Annotated in this window: 18 protein-coding genes; 6 read left to right on the top strand and 12 right to left on the bottom strand. The window is 73.7% G+C overall.

The features are described 5' to 3' along the window. From VGI02_RS27065 to VGI02_RS27055, 3 genes are all read right to left on the bottom strand, one after another. Window positions 1-351 (bottom strand): Phenylacetic acid catabolic protein (locus VGI02_RS27065; RefSeq protein WP_331632822.1); only part of this gene is annotated, 351 nt, incomplete at its 3' end. Window positions 352-656: 305 nt separating this feature from the next. Then, window positions 657-2,306, bottom strand: coding sequence for an acyl-CoA dehydrogenase family protein (locus VGI02_RS27060; RefSeq protein WP_331632820.1), 1,650 nt, complete (start codon window positions 2,304-2,306; stop codon window positions 657-659). Beyond that, complete coding sequence (locus tag VGI02_RS27055) at window positions 2,303-3,118, bottom strand: enoyl-CoA hydratase/isomerase family protein (protein ID WP_331632818.1); 816 nt, start codon at window positions 3,116-3,118, stop codon at window positions 2,303-2,305. Before VGI02_RS27055 ends, VGI02_RS27060 begins: the two co-directional genes overlap by 4 nt. A 182-nt stretch (window positions 3,119-3,300) precedes the next feature. Here VGI02_RS27055 and VGI02_RS27050 point away from each other — a divergent pair, with 182 nt between their 5' ends. Next, the gene (locus tag VGI02_RS27050) at window positions 3,301-4,044 is read left to right on the top strand and encodes an SDR family NAD(P)-dependent oxidoreductase (protein ID WP_331632816.1); all 744 of its coding nucleotides are present in this window, start codon (window positions 3,301-3,303) and stop codon (window positions 4,042-4,044) included. Here the strand turns inward: VGI02_RS27050 and VGI02_RS27045 are convergent. The 4 genes from VGI02_RS27045 to VGI02_RS27030 all read right to left on the bottom strand — a co-directional run bounded on the left by VGI02_RS27045 (window position 4,016) and on the right by VGI02_RS27030 (window position 6,578). Next, on the bottom strand, window positions 4,016-4,663 hold the full coding sequence (locus VGI02_RS27045; RefSeq protein WP_331632814.1) for a TetR/AcrR family transcriptional regulator: 648 nt from the start codon (window positions 4,661-4,663) through the stop codon (window positions 4,016-4,018). The two genes, VGI02_RS27050 and VGI02_RS27045, sit on opposite strands and share 29 nt — an antisense overlap. Window positions 4,664-4,794: 131 nt before the next feature. Next, entirely contained in the window at window positions 4,795-5,205 is a 411-nt protein-coding gene (locus tag VGI02_RS27040; protein WP_331632812.1) for a VOC family protein, read from the bottom strand. 132 nt (window positions 5,206-5,337) lie between these two features. Further along, on the bottom strand, window positions 5,338-5,703 hold the full coding sequence (locus VGI02_RS27035; protein ID WP_331632810.1) for a VOC family protein: 366 nt from the start codon (window positions 5,701-5,703) through the stop codon (window positions 5,338-5,340). A 41-nt stretch (window positions 5,704-5,744) separates the two neighbouring features. After that, window positions 5,745-6,578 carry a helix-turn-helix domain-containing protein gene (locus VGI02_RS27030; RefSeq protein WP_331632808.1) on the bottom strand — a complete coding sequence of 278 codons (834 nt, stop codon included), beginning with the start codon at window positions 6,576-6,578 and terminating at the stop codon, window positions 5,745-5,747. Between the two features lie 31 nt (window positions 6,579-6,609). On the opposite strand from VGI02_RS27030, the gene VGI02_RS27025 reads away from it, so the two are divergent. Continuing rightward, complete coding sequence (locus VGI02_RS27025) at window positions 6,610-7,926, top strand: amidase family protein (protein ID WP_331632806.1); 1,317 nt, start codon at window positions 6,610-6,612, stop codon at window positions 7,924-7,926. 44 nt (window positions 7,927-7,970) lie between these two features. On the opposite strand, the gene VGI02_RS27020 is transcribed toward VGI02_RS27025, so the two are convergent. Continuing rightward, window positions 7,971-8,354, bottom strand: coding sequence for a thiol-disulfide oxidoreductase DCC family protein (locus VGI02_RS27020; protein WP_331632804.1), 384 nt, complete (start codon window positions 8,352-8,354; stop codon window positions 7,971-7,973). 28 nt (window positions 8,355-8,382) lie between these two features. On the opposite strand from VGI02_RS27020, the gene VGI02_RS27015 reads away from it, so the two are divergent. After that, a complete protein-coding gene (locus tag VGI02_RS27015) occupies window positions 8,383-9,837 on the top strand; it encodes a flavin-containing monooxygenase (RefSeq protein ID WP_331632802.1) in 1,455 nt (484 codons plus the stop codon). Window positions 9,838-9,865: 28 nt separating this feature from the next. Here the strand turns inward: VGI02_RS27015 and budC are convergent, their stop codons facing one another. Continuing rightward, window positions 9,866-10,636: a meso-2,3-butanediol dehydrogenase gene (gene budC / locus VGI02_RS27010; RefSeq protein WP_331632800.1), complete on the bottom strand. Its 771-nt coding sequence runs from the start codon at window positions 10,634-10,636 to the stop codon at window positions 9,866-9,868. A 197-nt stretch (window positions 10,637-10,833) separates the two neighbouring features. Between budC and map the strand changes: the two genes are divergently transcribed. The 3 genes from map (at window position 10,834) to VGI02_RS26995 (ending at window position 13,136) form a co-directional block, all read left to right on the top strand. Beyond that, the gene (gene map, locus VGI02_RS27005) at window positions 10,834-11,625 is read left to right on the top strand and encodes a type I methionyl aminopeptidase (protein ID WP_331632798.1); all 792 of its coding nucleotides are present in this window, start codon (window positions 10,834-10,836) and stop codon (window positions 11,623-11,625) included. Beyond that, entirely contained in the window at window positions 11,622-12,542 is a 921-nt protein-coding gene (locus VGI02_RS27000; protein ID WP_331632796.1) for an MBL fold metallo-hydrolase, read from the top strand. The genes map and VGI02_RS27000 overlap by 4 nt, the downstream gene beginning before the upstream one ends. 72 nt (window positions 12,543-12,614) lie before the next feature. Next, window positions 12,615-13,136 (top strand): ester cyclase, encoded by a 522-nt coding sequence (locus VGI02_RS26995; RefSeq protein WP_331632794.1) that lies wholly within the window; start codon window positions 12,615-12,617, stop codon window positions 13,134-13,136. Window positions 13,137-13,167: 31 nt separating this feature from the next. Here VGI02_RS26995 and VGI02_RS26990 read toward each other — a convergent pair whose 3' ends face one another. From VGI02_RS26990 to VGI02_RS26980, 3 genes are all read right to left on the bottom strand, one after another. Beyond that, window positions 13,168-13,395, bottom strand: coding sequence for a helix-turn-helix domain-containing protein (locus tag VGI02_RS26990; protein WP_331632792.1), 228 nt, complete (start codon window positions 13,393-13,395; stop codon window positions 13,168-13,170). A gap of 65 nt (window positions 13,396-13,460) precedes the next feature. Beyond that, window positions 13,461-14,279, bottom strand: coding sequence for an MT-A70 family methyltransferase (locus VGI02_RS26985; protein WP_331632790.1), 819 nt, complete (start codon window positions 14,277-14,279; stop codon window positions 13,461-13,463). Window positions 14,280-14,353: 74 nt separating this feature from the next. Continuing rightward, the gene (locus VGI02_RS26980; RefSeq protein WP_331632788.1) at window positions 14,354-15,148 is read right to left on the bottom strand and encodes a BglII/BstYI family type II restriction endonuclease; all 795 of its coding nucleotides are present in this window, start codon (window positions 15,146-15,148) and stop codon (window positions 14,354-14,356) included. Window positions 15,149-15,195: the final 47 nt, after the last annotated feature.

The raw sequence follows: 15,195 nt of genomic DNA, 5'->3' as shown, positions 1-15,195 counted from the left end.
CTCGCTGCGGTCGACCCCGAGGGTCTCGGTGGCCGAGTACAGGTAGAGCCCGTGGCCGGCCTCGTCCTGCACCTTGGCCAGCAGGATCGCCTTCCGGCGCAGGCTGGGCGCGCGGAGGATCCAGTTGCCCTCCGGCTGCATGCCGATGATCTCGGAGTGGGCGTGCTGGGCGATCTGGCGGATCAGGTTCTTCCGGTAGGCCTCGGGCATCCAGTCCCGCGGCTCGACCCGGCCCTCGGAGGCCACGGTGTGCTCGAAGGCCTCCTCGAGCTCGGCCTCCAGGTCCGCCGGTGCGCTGGATGCGCCGTCCGGCGTCGAGGCCGTGGCCGGCCTCGTCGTCTCGTCGGACATGGTCACCGTGATCACCTTCCGCCCGAATGTTCGTTCGGTTACCGATGGTGCCGCAGTCCGCGTGGGGGCGCAACCGCCGGTTGCGAACGGTGCGCTCCCGGGCGCCTCCGGGTTCGACCACGCGTGAGCCGCCCCAGGGTTCGCGGACGAGGGGCACGTGAGGCAGGACCTCGGCGCCGGCGGCCTGCCTCATGTGCTCGTGATCATGGGGGGCGGGGGCGTCGTCCGTGCGCCCAGCGACGAGGGGCACGTGAGGCAGGACCTCGGCGCCGGCGGCCTGCCTCACGTGCCCGTGATCATGGGCCTCAGTCCAGGCGGGCGAAGTCGATGATCGACGCGAAGTCCACGCCACGGAGCGTGCCGTAGCCCGGGCCCCATCCGGTGCCCAGGCGGGAGCCGACGAACGCGTCCGCGACCGCGGTCGGGGCGTGCTCGACGAGCAACGCGGCCTGCGCGGCGAGCGCGAGCCGGGTGACGAGGTAGCGACCGGTGTCCTCCGGCGTGCCCACCAGCTTCTCGATCTCGGCGACGGCGTCGGCGAGCAACGGGTGCTCGGCCGCGGCGGGCCGGATCTCGTCGAGGACCGGCTCGACGGCCTTCGGCTCCCGGGTCAGGACGCGGCCCACGTCGGAGACCATCATGTTCGAGGTGCCTTCCCAGATCGCGTTGAGCGGCGCCTCGCGGTAGTACCGCGGGCAGGGGTGCTCCTCGATGTAGGCGTTCCCGCCGATGGCCTGGATGACCTCCTCGGTCACGCCCGAGACGCGCCGGCAGTTCCAGAACTTGGCCACCGGGGTGAGCAGGCGGCTCACCAACTGCTCCGAGACGTCGTCGTGGTGGTCCTCGGCCCGCGCGAGCCGGAACCCGAGATGCGCGGCGCCCGCCCACTCCAGGGCGAGGTCGGCGAGCACGGGCGCCTGGATGGGGAGCTCGGACAGCCGGGAGCCGAACGCGGTGCGGCGGTCGTTGTAGTGCAGGGCCTGCGAGAGCGCCGCGCGCATCAGGCCCGCGGAGCCGATGGCGAAGTCGAGCCGCGTGTACTCCGCGGACGACAGGATCGTGCTCACCCCGCGCCCCTCGTCGCCGACCAGGAGGGCCTCGGCGTCGTGGTACTCGATCTCGGAGGAGGCGTTGGCGCGGTTGCCCAGCTTGTCCTTGAGCCGGTTGACCCGGATCCCGTTGAGGCTCCCGTCGGCTCGCCGGCGCGGGACGAGCAGGCACGACACCCCGCCCTCCGTCTGCGCGACCGTCAGGTAGCAGTCCGCCATCGGGACCGAGGCGAACCACTTGTGCCCGTTGACCAGGTAGGTCTCGCCCGGGCCCCGGCGCCCGACCGGGCGCGCCACGGTGATGTTCGCCCGCAGGTCGGAGCCGCCGTGCCTCTCGGTCATGAAGTAGCCGATGGTCGCGGCCGACTTCTGCTCGAGCGGGACGTCGGCCGGGTCGTAGCCCTCGACGACGATCTTCTCGGCCCACGGGGCGAGCTCGGGCCTGCTGCGCAGGATCGGGATGGAGGCGTACGCCATGCCCGTGGGGCACGCCGTCGAGCCGTCCACCTGGTTCCACAGGTACGAGAGCACCGCGCGCGCCGAGTGGGCCCCCGGCGCGTCGGCGGTCCAGGCCAGCGAGTGGACCCCGGAGCCGAACGCCAGCGACATCAGGTCGTGGTAGCTCGGGTGGAAGTCGACGTCGTGGACCTCGTGACCCAGCCGATCCAGCCGCCGCAGCTCGGGGGTGTGCCGCTGGGCGTTCCGCGCGGTCTCGAGCACCTGCGGGTCCCACACCCGGGCCCCCAGCGCCGACGCCCGCTCGCGGGCCCACGGGGCGTAGGTGTCGACGACGTGGGTGGCCACCGCGTCGCGCTCGAACGCGTTCACGTCGACGAGATCGCCGACGAGGTTCTCCGGGACCGGACCCTGCCGGGTGAAGTCGGACGCGGAATCGGTGGCGGTCACGACGTTCGGGCCTGCGGTGCCGCGGACGGGAACGACGGTGCGCGCTTCTCCCGCAGGGCCGCGACGCCCTCGAGGACGTCGGGCCCGAGGAAGGTGAGCATCTCGTAGGCGGCGGACTGGTCGAAGGTCGGCCCGGCGCTGCGCAGCCAGTTGTTGAGGGTCCGCTTGGTGAGCCGGATCGCCTGCTGGGAGCCGGTCGCGAGGCTGTCGGCGACGCGGAGCGCCTCGTCGAGCACCTGGTCGCGGGGCAGCGCCTTCGCGACCATGCCGATGCGCTCCGCCTCGGCGCCGGTGATCATCTCGCCGGTGAGGAGGTAGTAGCGGGACTTGGCCATCCCGGCGAGCAGCGGCCAGAGGATCGCGGCGTGGTCGCCCGCGGCGACCCCGAGCTTGACGTGGCCGTCGCCGATCTTCGCGTCCTCGGCGACGATCGCGACGTCGGCGAGCAGTGCGGCGACGGTGCCCGCGCCGACCGCGACCCCGTTGATGGCCGAGATGATCGGCTTGTCGCAGTTGATGATGTTGTAGACGAGCTCGGACATCTCGGTGAGCATGTGGGAGACCGCGTCGTAGTTCCCCGCCATGCGCTCGACCATCGCGAGGTCCCCGCCTGCGGAGAACGCCTTGCCCGCTCCGGTGATGACGGCGACCCGGGTCTCCGGGTCGGCCGCGACGTCCCGCCAGACCGTCGCCAACTCCGTGTGCATCCCCTCGTCGGCCGCGTTGTACTTCTCCGGCCGGTTGATGGTGATGAGCAGGACGCCGTGCTCCCGGCGCTCGAAGGTCAGTTGCTGGTAGTCCTCGAAGCCCACCGTGGTTCCTCCGGTCCGCGCGGCCCGCCGTCGGGCCCTCGTGCCTCGTCGCAGCGCCGACCCAAGCACACCTACGGATGTTCGACCACCGTGACCGGAGTTCGACCGGTCGGTTGAAGAAGCGGGGGGCGGGTCGTACCGTCCGCGGCGCAGAGCTGCGGATCCGGCGAGAGGCGACGGTCGTGAACCTCGAGAACAAGGTGGCCCTCGTGACCGGCGCCGCGTCGGGCATCGGGCGGGCGATCGCCGTCGGAATGGCCGGTGCCGGGGCGATGGTCGCCGCGGTGGACCGCGACGCCGACGGGCTCGCCTCGACCGTGGAGGCCATCGGGAGCGACCGGGCCCGCGCGCACCGGGCCGACCTCGGTGACAAGGACGCCATCCTCACCCTGCGCGACGAGGTCGTCGCCGCGCACGGGGTCCCCGACGTCATCGTGAACGCGGCCGGCTTCGACCGCGTCGAGCCGTTCATGGCCAACGACGACGCCCTGTGGGAGGCCCTGGCCACCGTGAACTTCCTCGGCCCGGTCCGGCTCACGCACGCGTTCCTCGAGTCGATCCTCGCGCAGGAGCGCCGGGTGAAGATCGTCAACATCGCGAGCGACGCCGGGCGGGTCGGCAGCATGGGGGAGACGGTCTACGCGGGGACGAAGGGCGGGCTGATCGCCTTCACCAAGTCCCTGGCCCGCGAGATGGCCCGCCACCAGATCACCGTCAACTGCGTCTGCCCGGGCCCGACCGACACCCCGCTGCTGGCGACGGTGCCCGAGAAGGTCCGCGAGGCCCTGGTCCGGGCCATCCCGTTCCGCCGCCTCGCCGCGCCCGAGGAGATCGCGGACGCCGTGCTGTTCTTCGCCTCGGACCGCGCCAACTACGTGACCGGGCAGGTCCTCTCGGTCAGCGGGGGCCTGACGATGGCGGGCTGAACATCCGCGCCGCCGTCTCGACCACGGCCTCCCGGAGCTCGGTCCGGCGCTCGGTGGACAGTGACGGACGGATCCACAGCGACGACTGGTTCAGCACGCCGTGCAGGCACTGCAGGGCGACGTCCGCGCTCGGGCAGTCGAACTCGCCCGCCGCCATACCCGCCTCGACGACCCGCCGGAAGATCGCGTCGTGGCGGCGCCTGCTGTCCTTCATCATCGGGTCGAACGACTCCGGCCACGACTTCGGCCAGGAGAAGAGCGTGGCCACCTCCGGCGCCGTGTCGGTGAGGATGCGGACCTGCTCGCGGATCAAGGAGGCGAGCTGTTCGAGGTGGCCCGCGCAGGCGACCCGGGCCAGCTCGGCCTCGAGTCGCGCGTTGACGTCGACGGTCAGCGCCTCGAGCACCGCGGCGACGAGCTCGTCCTTGCCGGAGAAGTAGTGGTAGAGCGTCGCCTTGGCGATGTCGGTCTGCTCGGCGACCTCCTCCAGGCTCATCCCCTGGTAGCCCTGCTCCGAGAGCAGCGTGGTCGCGGTCCGGACGATCTCGGCCTTGCGCCGGTCACGGCGGCGGGCGACGCGGCCCGACCCGCGGGGCTCGGTGACGACGGACTCGACCACCGATCCATTGTGACCCCGTGGTCCCGCAGTCGACCACCGACCCAACGGTTCGACCGGCGGGTCGGTCCCCGGGAACGCCTACCCGATTGCCGACCCGCCACGTCGTCGGGACGTGACGGGCCGGAGGGACGTCAGGCGGAGGAGCCGGCGATGTTGACCATCCAGTCGACGCCGAAGCGGTCGGTGCAGGCGCCGAACTCGTCGCCCCACATCTGCTTCTCGAGCGGCATGGTCACGGCGCCGCTGTCACTGAGGAGCTTGAAGTAGCCGCGGAGCTCGTCGGCCTGGTCGCCGGAGAGGCTGACGGTGATGCCGTTCCCGGTCGGGCGCGACATCCCCTCGGGGGTGTCCGACCCCATGATGAGGTAGCCGCTCGGCGTCTCGAGCTGGGCGTGCATGACCTTGGCGGCCTCCGGGCCCTCGGTGCCCATGTCGCCGAACGTCATGACGTTGAGGGTCCCGCCGAAGACCTCGCGGTAGAACTCCATCGCGGCGCGGGCGGTGTCGGTGAAGTGCAGGTAGGGGTTCAGGTTGGTGCCCATGGGGGCTCCTCCGGCCGGGTCGAGGACTGCGGATGCCTGGGCCGTCCGGTCCAGGGGCGACCATCGTGACCGCCGGTCGGGGTGCTTGACCAGGATCGGTACAGACCGTGCCGGGCCGGTGACCGGGGGCCATCAGGGCGCGGGCGGAACCGGGCGGTACGTCCCGAACGCCCAGCGGTTGCCCTCCCCGTCGGCGACGGCGAACTCCCGCGAACCGTAGGGCTGGTCGGTGAGGCCCATGACGATCTCGCCGCCTGCCGCGACGACGCGGTCGTGGTGGGCGTCCGGGTCGTCGACGACGAGGTAGGTCACCGCGCGACCGGTGTCCCACGCGTCGTCGCGGTGCCGCGGGCCGAGCAGGAGCGCGCCGTCGCCCCAGAAGAGCTCGGCGTGGCCCTCGGACAGATGCCCGGGGACCAGGCCCAGGACGTCGGTGAGGAAACGGGCGTGCGCGAGGACGTCATCGCTGCGCAGCGTGGTCACGATCATGGTGTCCATGGTGGTCACCCCCCGCCGCGCTGTCTTGGACGTCGGGGACCTCAGTCGCGGACGACGTCGGCGGGGTCGACCCCGACGGCCGCCCACCCGGAGACGTAGTCCTGCGGGGTGCACCCGGCCAGGGTGCGGAACTCGCGGTCGAGGTGGGCGTGGTCGGCGTAGCCGCAGTCCTGCGCGACGTCGGCGATCCGCCGCGGCGGGCCGGCGACCGCGCCGGGTCCGGGCACGAGCAGGTCCGCCGCGCGCCGGAAGCGCAGGACGCGGGCGGTCGTCGTCGGGGCGAGTCCGACCTGGGAGGAGAAGCGGCGCGAGAGGTGGCGCCTGCTCCAGCCGACCTCGGCGGCCAGCTCCGGGACGGGGACCCGGCCCTCGACGGCGGTGAGGCGCCGCCAGCAGTGGGCGACCTCGGGGTCGGGCGCGACGGTGGAGCCCACCAGCAGGGCGGCCAGGGTGTCGGTGACGAGCCGTAGGCGCTCCGGCCAGCACCCGAGGTCGGCGAGCCGTTCGGGCAGGGCGGCGAGGGTGCGACCGGCCGGGGAGACACCGACCAGGTCCCCGGTGGCGACCGGGGACCCGGTCACCTCGGATCCCGGCGCGCCGAGCAGCCGCAGCAGGCCGAGCGGGGCGAGGTCGACCTGCACGCCGGCCTGGTGGCCCCGGAACTCGGTGAGGGCGGCGGAGTCGGCCAGGCCGCCGAGGAAGGAGTCCAGCTCCCGGTCGTCGACCCGCAGCGGCTCACCCAGGCCGAGGATCAGGGTGCACGTGGCACCGGGGGCCTGCCGGCGGCGCACCGGGGCCGCGCTGTGCTCCTCGTAGGCCGCGAGCCTGCGCACCACGCCCCGCAACGGCGGCGGGACACGCGCGAGCAGGAACACGGGCTCGATGATGCCGCTAGCGTGCGCCGCTGTGGAGCAGGACGCGTCGTCGGCGGAGCGGACCCGGGTGGCCCTGGGCCGGGCCCACGACGTCGCGCCGCCGCTGCGGGCCTTCGTCGAGATCGACGACGAGGCCGCGCAGGCCGCGGCCCGCGAGGCCGACCGCAGGCGCGCGGCTGGGGAGCACTCGCCGCTGCTCGGGATGCCGATCGCGGTCAAGGACGACGTCGACGCGGCGGGGCACGTCACGGCACTCGGCGGCCGGGCGTTCACCCGACCCGCGAGCGCCGACGGGGAGCTGGTCGCCGCGCTGCGCCGGGTCGGTCTCGTCCCGATCGGGCGGACCGCGCTGCCCGAGCTCGCGGCGTTCGGCGTGACCGACTCGGCCCGCTACGGCATCACCCGCAACCCGCTCGCCCTCGGGCGCACCCCCGGCGGGTCGTCGGGCGGGTCGGCGGCCGCCGTCGCCGCGGGCGTCGTGCCGATCGCCACGGCGAGCGACGGCGCCGGTTCGATCCGCATCCCGGCCGCGTGCTGCGGCCTGCCCGGCTTCAAGCCGACGCACGGGACGATGCCCTCCTCGGGCGGGTGGCACGGGCTGGCCACGCAGGGGTGCCTGACCCGGGAGCTCGGGCTCGCCGCGGACTACCTCGACGCGATCGGCTCCTTCCCCGAGTCGCTGCGGGACGCGCTGGACGCCGAGCCCGGCCGGCTGCGGGTCGGCGTCACCGTGGACCCGCTGCCCCTGGCCCCGCCGCTCGCGCTCGACCCGCACGTCGCGGGCGCGGTGCGCCTCGTCGCGGACCGGCTGGCCGAGGCCGGTCACCGGGTCCGCCCGGTGCGGATCCGCACCGACCGTGCCCAGGCCGCCGCGCTCGGTGTCACCACCCGGATCCTGGCCGGCCTCCACGACACGGCGGCCGGGGCCGACCGTCCGGAGCTGCTCGAGGACCGCATCCGGGACCTGGCGCGCGCCGGGGCCCTGATCCCACCGGTCGCGGTCCGGGCGGCGGTCGCGCACGGGCGGCGGTGGGGCGCGCGGGTGCTGGACGAGCTCGGGGTGGACGTGCTCCTCACCCCGACGATGCGCGGCCCGGCGCCGCGGGTGGACCGCTGGGGCGGGCCGGCGCACGGCACCCGCGTCGGCGGGGTCACGACGCTGACCTCGATGGGCCGCTTCTACGCGCACACCCCGCTCTGGAACCACACCGGCCAGCCCGCGGTCACGCTGCCTGTCGACACCGGGGCGGGGCTGCCGCGCGCGGTCCAGCTCGTGGCGGCACGGGACCGGGACGCGCTGCTGATGTCGGTGGCAGGCCAGGTCGTGTCAGCCGTGGCGCATCGCTGACATCTCGACGGCGGAGTCGGGGGAGCTCGCCGGCAGGGCCGTGCTCACGAGGGATGGCACGCCCCGGGATGCGACCGGCAGTACGGCGTCATCCCCGGGAAGCGGCCGCGGTGGTCGGCCACCCACCGGTAGGCGCGCTCCTGGACGCGCGCGGTGACCCGGTAGAGCCCCGACGGGATCCGGGTGCCGGTCACGGTGTCGAGCACGGCATTGACGGCGGCGGCCCCCGCGAGCCGCCCGCCGTCGGGCCCGCGCCACTGCACCGCGTCCGCGCAGGTCGCCGCGTCCGTCCCGATCGACCCGGGCACCCCCGGCTCCTGGTACGGGCGGATCTCGATGCGCCCCCGACGGTCCATCGCGCGGACCCATCCGACGCTGCGGGTGCAGAACCCGCAGTCGCCGTCGAACACGAGTACCCGATCAGCCACGTCTCCAGGGTGCCGTTAGGTTCCGGGGATGACCAGGCGCGTGGTGATCATCGGCGCCGGGTTCGGCGGCATCGGGGCGGCCATCGAACTGCGGGCGCACGGCTATACGGACGTGACCATCCTCGACGCGGCCCCGGGCGTCGGCGGGACGTGGCTCGCGAACTCCTACCCGGGCGCCGCGTGCGACGTCCCCAGCCACCTGTACTCGTACTCGTACGCCCAGCGCCGGACCTGGTCACGGCTGTGCTCGCCGCAGTCGGAGATCCTGGACTACCTGCGCACCGTCGCCCGCGAGCACGGCGTGGCGGACCTCGTCGTGCCGGACACCCGGGTCGGCGAGTGCCGGTGGGACGACGGGGCGCGGCACTGGCGGATCGAGGCCGAGACCGCAGGCGAGGCCCGGACCTGGATCGCGGACGCCGTCGTCGTCGCGACCGGGCAGCTGGCCCAGCCGTCGATCCCGAACATCCCGGGGCGTGAGGACTTCGCCGGGCACACCTTCCACTCGGCGCAGTGGGACCACGACCACGACCTCACCGGACGGCGGGTCGGCGTCATCGGCACCGGCGCGAGCGCGGTGCAGTTCGTGCCCGAGATCGCCCCGGAGGTCGGGCGGCTGTCGGTGTTCCACCGCTCCGGGAACTGGTTCCTGCCGCGCCGCAACGTGCTCTACCCCCGGGCGGTCCGGGCGCTGATGAAGGTTCCGTACCTGCAGCGGATCCGCCGCTGGGGCCTGAAGAACATCTACCTCGAGTCGCTCACCGTGGCGATCCGGACGCCGCGGAGCTTCGGGTGGCTGCTGTCCTTCCGCTCCTCGTGGTTCATGCGCCGCCAGTTGCGCGACCCCGAGGTGCGCCGGAAGGTCTGGCCGGACTACACGTTCGGCTGCAAGCGGGTGCTGTTCAGCTCCTACTGGCTGCCCGCCCTGCAGCGCGACAACGTCGACGTGGTGACCGACTCGGTCGAGCGCATCGAGGCCGACGGCGTGCGGACCGCGGACGGGACGCTGCACCGCGTCGACACCATCATCTGGGGCACGGGGTTCCAGACGAACCGGTTCATGTTCCCGATGGAGATCGTCGGGCGCGAGGGGGCGTCGCTGCGCGATGCGTGGGCCGACGGACCGCACGCCCACCTGGGGATGACGGTGCCCGGGTTCCCGTCGATGTTCGTGCTCTACGGCCCGAACACCAACACCTCGGGCGGCTCGATCATCGTCTACCTCGAGGCGCAGGCGCGGTACGTGCGCACCGCGCTCGAGGAGGCCGACCGGCGCGGGGCCGCCGCGGTGGACGTGCGCGCCGACGTCGAGGCGGAGTACGACCGCGAGGTCCAGGAGCGTTTTGCCGGCACGGCCTGGCTCGAGTGCGACTCCTGGTACCGCGACGCGTCCGGCCGCATCATCACCAACTGGCCGGGCTACATGGTCGAGTACGAGAAGGCGACCCAGCGGCTCGATCCCTCGGAGTACGACTTCCTCTAGGTGCGCTGGTCACGAGGGCTTCGCCCACCTACATCCGCGGCTGGCCGTTCGAGGCGCCGAGCCCGCCGTCGACGGGCAGGTGCGCGCCGCTGACGAACCGGGCGTCGTCGCCGGCCAGGAACGCGATCACGTCGCCCACCTCGTCCGGCTCGGCGGGGCGACCCATCGGGATCCGGTCGCGGAAGCGCGCCAGGGTGTCGTCGTCCTCGCGGATGCCTGCGCTCATGTCGGTCACGGTGAGGCTGGGGTGCACGGCGTTGACGCGCACGCCGTCGGGCCCGTGGTCGAGGGCCATCGCGTTGGTCAGGTTGACCACGGCGCCCTTCGCGGCGTTGTAGGCCGCCATGCCCCAGTCGCCGCCGAGCCCGGAGACCGACCCGACGTTGACGATGCTGCCGCGGGTCGCGGTGAGGTGCGGGAGCGCGGCCTTCGAGGCGTAGAACACGCCGTCGACGTCGATCGACATGACCTGCCGCCAGGTGTCGGCGTCCAGGTCGGTGACGGTGCCCGGCCGGGCGACGGCGGCGTTGTTGACCAGCGTGTCGAGCCTCCCGTGCTCGCGGGCGACCTCGTCGACGAGGTGGGTGATCGCCTGCTCGTCGGAGGTGTCGGCCTGCCGGGCGATCACGGTCGAGCCGGCGGGTGCGTCGGCGACGGTCTTGTCGAGCTTGTCCGGCGAGCGGCCGGTGACGACGACGGTCGCCCCGTCCGCGGCGAAGCGGTGCGCCGTGGCGGCACCGATACCGGAACCGCCACCGGTCACGATGACGACCTTCCCGCTGAAGCGGCCTGCGGGCACGGGGTCCTCCTGGAGGCTCGGGAGCGACGGACCCGGGCGGATACCCGGGGCGCCGCGGCGTCACGGGACGATCCGGTCACACGTGGCCCGGGAGTTGTCCACAAGCACCGTCCACAGTGTGGAAGAACTACACCGATGTCATTCGCCGTCGTCGCGGCGACTCGAAGCCCTCCGGCGCGGCGACTACTGTCGCGACGGTGAGGCGCCGCGCGACGATCGAGCTGAAGACCCCCGCGGAGATCGACGTGATGCGGGAGGCGGGTCGCGTCGTCGCGCGCTGCCTGGAGGCCGTGCGCGCCGCCAGCGCGCCCGGTGTGTCGCTCAAGGAGCTCGACACCGTGGCACACGACGTCATGCGCGAACACGACGCCACGCCGGCCTTCCTCGACTACCACCCGCCCTTCGCCCCCTCGCCCTATCCGGGGGTGATCTGCGCGAGCGTCAACGACGCCGTCGTCCACGCCATCCCCGGCGCCTACCGGCTCGCCGAGGGCGACCTGGTGAGCGTCGACATCGGAGCCTTCGTCGACGGGTGGTGCGGCGACGCGGCGATCAGCTACGTCACCGGTCCCGCCGAGGCGGCCGCCCCGGCCGACCTCGCGCTGATCGACACCACCGAGCGCGCCCTGTACGCCGGCATCGCGGCCGCGCAGCGTGGCAACACCCTCGGCGACATCGGAGCGGCCGTCGCGGGGGTCGCCCGCCCGGCCGGCTACGGGATGCTCGCCGACCACGGCGGTCACGGCGTCGGGCGCGCGATGCACGAGCAGCCGCACGTCGCGAACGAGGGCAGGCCGGGCAAGGGGCTGCGCCTGCAGACCGGCCTCGTGATCGCGATCGAGCCGATGCTGCACGCCGGCGGGGGCGACGACTACCGCCACGACCCCGACGGCTGGACGCTGCGCACGGCCGACGGCAGCCGCGCCGCCCACGCCGAGCACACCATCGCGATCACCCCGGACGGGCCGCGCATCCTCACGGAGTCATGACGGCGCCCGGTCGTCCCTGGTTCCACGTCCGCCCGGTCGCGCCCGGGGCCTGGCTCGTCGCGGAGCCGTCGCACGTCAACAGCTGGCTCGTCGCCGGCCGCGATCGCGCCGTGCTCGTGGACACCGGCCTGGGGATCGAGCCGATCCGGCCGGTCGCCGAGGCCACGTCGGGGCTGCCCGTCGAGGCGGTCAACACCCACCACCACTTCGACCACGCCGGCGGCAACGCCGAGTTCGACGCCGTCGCCGTCCACGAACGCGGGGTCGGGCTGCTCGCCGCGGGTGCCCCGCCGTCCGAGCGGGCGGCCTACCTCGCCCACACCCGCGCCCTGCTCGCCGCCGCCGGCAGCTACCGCGCGCTCGACCAGCGGTTCTTCCACCTGCTCACCGACGACGCCGACCCGCGCCCGCTGCCCCCGGCCTTCGACGCCGAGGCCTGGGTGCGGTCCGGTCCGCCTGCCGGCCCGACCCCCCGTGCCCTGCACGACGGCGACGTGATCGACCTCGGTGGGCGCACCCTCACGGTGCTCCACACGCCGGGCCACAGCCCGGACTCGCTGTGCCTGTTCGACGACCGCGACGGCCTGCTGCTCGGCGGCGACACCCTGAACTCCGGGCCGATCTACGCCCAGGGGCCGGAGTCGGACCTCGAGGACTTCGCCCGCTCGACGGCACGGCTCGCCGGACTGGCCCGCGACGTCTCGCTCGTCTGCATGGGCCACTTCGGGCGCGGGGTCGCCGAACCGCGCTACCTCGCCGACGTCGCGGAGGCCTTCGAGCGGCTCGTCTCCGGCGACCGGTCCGTCGAGTTCCGGGTCCAGCGTGACTGTGACGACGTGGAGGTCCGCGAGGCGGTCTTCGGGCAGCTCTCGATCCTCGTGGGCGCCGATCCTCCCGCGGCCGATCCCGTGCGCTGACGCGTGCGCCCGCTCCGGACGACCCACGCGTGGTCCTGCCCGGCGGGGAGGGCCGCACTAGGGTCGGTGACCATGCCCCCCAGCGTGTCCGCAGGCCCGCCCGCGCCGACACCGCCCGGGTCGCAGGCGTCGCCGGGCCAGGTGATGCGCTGGATGTTCGACGTGCTCAACACCCACCACGCCGCGCCGCTGCGGGCCGTGCTGACGGCGGGGTCCCGGACGCGGCTGCCGGTCGGGACCTACCGCGGCGTCGACGACATCCTCGGATTCTGGGACGGGGTGCTCGCCGCCGTCCCCGATCTGACGATGACGATGCAGGCGATGGCCGAGCAGGACGACACGGTCTTCGTGCGCTGGACGCTGACCGGGACCCACACCGGCGCGGACCTGGCGGGCATCGCGCCGACCGGGGCGCGTATCGATCTCGACGGCGTCGACCACGCGACGGTGCGGGGCGGCGTGATCGTCGCGAACTTCGTGATCTTCGACGAGGTGCAGGTCGCGCGGCAGCTCGGGCTGGCACCCGGCGACGGGAGCCGCCTGGACGTGGCCCTGCGGCGCGGCGCGGGTCTGCTCACCCGCCTGCGCCACTGAAGCCCGCTCGCGCGGGGCCTCCTCGAGCGGGTCAGTCGGCCTTCTTGCGGATCCGTCCGTGGGTCCCGCCGCGACCGCGGAACTCGACGCCTGCGTCGACGAGGAGTCGTCGGACGCGGCCGATGCTGTAGCCGGTCTCGGAGCAGATCTCACGGATGCTCTGGCCCCGCTGGTACCGCTTGAGGAGCTCCCCGGAGAGCTTCTCGCGGTCGGGACCCGTCACCCGCTGGTTCCGCGCCAGGTCGGGGGTCTTCGCCATGTGCACATTATCACCAAGAGTGGTCGACGAGCGCCACTACCCGGGGTTACTTGGCGGTCAAGCGGTCAGATCTCGCGTCCAAACGACGCTGCGTGGTCACTCTCGCCTGCATCGGAGTGACTATGCGTGCCCGGTTCGTGTGGAGCGCCGCCTCCGTAGGTCGGATACTGCTTGCCGCGGGGCGTCACGTCCGTCTCCGACTCCGCCCCCCAGGCCGACCAGCCCTCGCGGGGATAGCGCGCGAACATCTCGAGGTAGGGGCCGGGAGAGCAGGCCTCGATGAGGTCGTACGCCTCGTCGGGCTTGCGGGAGTGCTCCCGCTTCACGGTCTCGATCATGTTCACCTGGCGGCGTGCCGGGTCGAGCGTCCGCATCGACCCGCGCACGCCGAACAGGATCAGCTCCGTGACGTTGCGGAAGTAGAACCCCACGCCCCGCCCGTCCGGGCCGCCGTCCTTGCGGCGCTTGGCCCACACGAGGTTGGAGACGTAGCGGAACCCCCAGCCCTGCATGACGGCGAGCCCCTCGGGGAGCAGCGCGTTCGGGACCCAGAGGTAGAGGTGCGCGTTGTCCGCCGCGACGTCCGCCACGGGCAGGGCCGCGATCTCGGCCGCGGTCATGGTGTCGTACCGGTCCAGCCGGCGATGTTCCGGCGCGACCTTCCCGGTGCGGTTGGTGAACCGCCACGGCGGGTCCGCGTACACGCACGACCACCCGCCCCCGGTGCGCGGCAGCGGAGTCGCCTCGAGCGGGGAGACGTCGACCCGCAGCGGGTCGACCCGGGCCGGGCGGCGGGTCCGCCGCGCGGCGACCCCCCGGCCGGGCTCGGGCTGGGCCGGGCCCGGATCGGCGGCACTCGGGTCGGCAGCGGCGGCGGCGGTCACGGGAGCGACGGTAGCCGGGGGGTCCGACAGCCCCGGGCCGGCGGCGGCCGGGCGCGGTGCGCCGTCCGCGGCGCTCATCCCGACCACCCGTCGAGCACCGGCTGCTCCGCCGCGGGCTGCCGGGCCGACACCTCGGAGCCGGGCACCGCCTCGTCGGGGCCCCAGCAGCGGGCGGTGACCGCGACGGCGAGCAACGGGCACCCGCCGGCGTCGCCCCGGGTCATCCGGGACTCGAGCTTGCCCAGGTGGGTCGTGGTGGAGGTCGAGAACCGGCTGCGGATCTGCTCGTCGGTGTGGCCCGCGTCCCGGGAGAGACGCCGCGCGATCTCGCGCATGTCGTCGTGGGTGCGGGTGAGCAGGACGGCGCCGTCGATGAGCCCGGCGTCGTAGAGGCTGCGGTAGGCCCCGATGTCCCGGTCGAGGTTGCCGTCCTTGGCGTTCCACTCCACGTCGAGCGCGACCCGGCCCTTCACGTTGTCGACCTTGTAGCCCTCGTTGCGCACCTCGTTGCGCCGTTCGACGACGTCCCGCTCCCCGGCCGGCGCCCACGGCTGCACCTGGAGCACCGACCGCACCACGGTGTCCACGCGGCCCTCCCGCCAGCCCCGGACCCGGAAGTCGTCGTTGAGCCGGTGGGCCAGCCGGGACTCGTTCCCGCCCGCCTCGATGAGGTCCGCGGTGTGCAGCACGAAGGCGTCGAGCACCGCGCACAGCTCGGCGAACTCGCCGGGCGCAGTCGCGGCGAGGACCGCGGCGGCGTTGCGGGTCTCCCGCAGCTCGTACCGGTCCTCCAGCGCCGCGAGCCGCGCCAGCGGAGCGGTGGCGGGGTCCGCACCGCACGCGCGGGACCAGCTGTCGGTGAGCTCCATCGCGGGGCAGTCTCCCAGGCCGGGCCCCTGACCCCCGCGAACCTCCG

This window comes from Actinomycetospora sp., from assembly GCF_036497245.1.
Taxonomy (GTDB): domain Bacteria; phylum Actinomycetota; class Actinomycetes; order Mycobacteriales; family Pseudonocardiaceae; genus Actinomycetospora.
Note: the sequence above shows the minus strand (reverse complement) of the source record. Positions and strands in the feature narration are given on the sequence as shown.

What these genes read in the sequence shown, in the direction of transcription:
- VGI02_RS27015 (WP_331632802.1), top strand. Translation starts at nt 8,383, where the DNA reads ATGACCAGGCGCGTGGTGATCATCGGCGCCGGGTTCGGCGGCATCGGG.
- VGI02_RS27040 (WP_331632812.1), bottom strand. Translation starts at nt 5,205, where the DNA reads ATGGGCACCAACCTGAACCCCTACCTGCACTTCACCGACACCGCCCGC.
- VGI02_RS27035 (WP_331632810.1), bottom strand. Translation starts at nt 5,703, where the DNA reads ATGGACACCATGATCGTGACCACGCTGCGCAGCGATGACGTCCTCGCG.
- VGI02_RS26980 (WP_331632788.1), bottom strand. Translation starts at nt 15,148, where the DNA reads ATGGAGCTCACCGACAGCTGGTCCCGCGCGTGCGGTGCGGACCCCGCC.
- VGI02_RS26995 (WP_331632794.1), top strand. Translation starts at nt 12,615, where the DNA reads ATGCCCCCCAGCGTGTCCGCAGGCCCGCCCGCGCCGACACCGCCCGGG.
- VGI02_RS27000 (WP_331632796.1), top strand. Translation starts at nt 11,622, where the DNA reads ATGACGGCGCCCGGTCGTCCCTGGTTCCACGTCCGCCCGGTCGCGCCC.
- VGI02_RS26990 (WP_331632792.1), bottom strand. Translation starts at nt 13,395, where the DNA reads ATGGCGAAGACCCCCGACCTGGCGCGGAACCAGCGGGTGACGGGTCCC.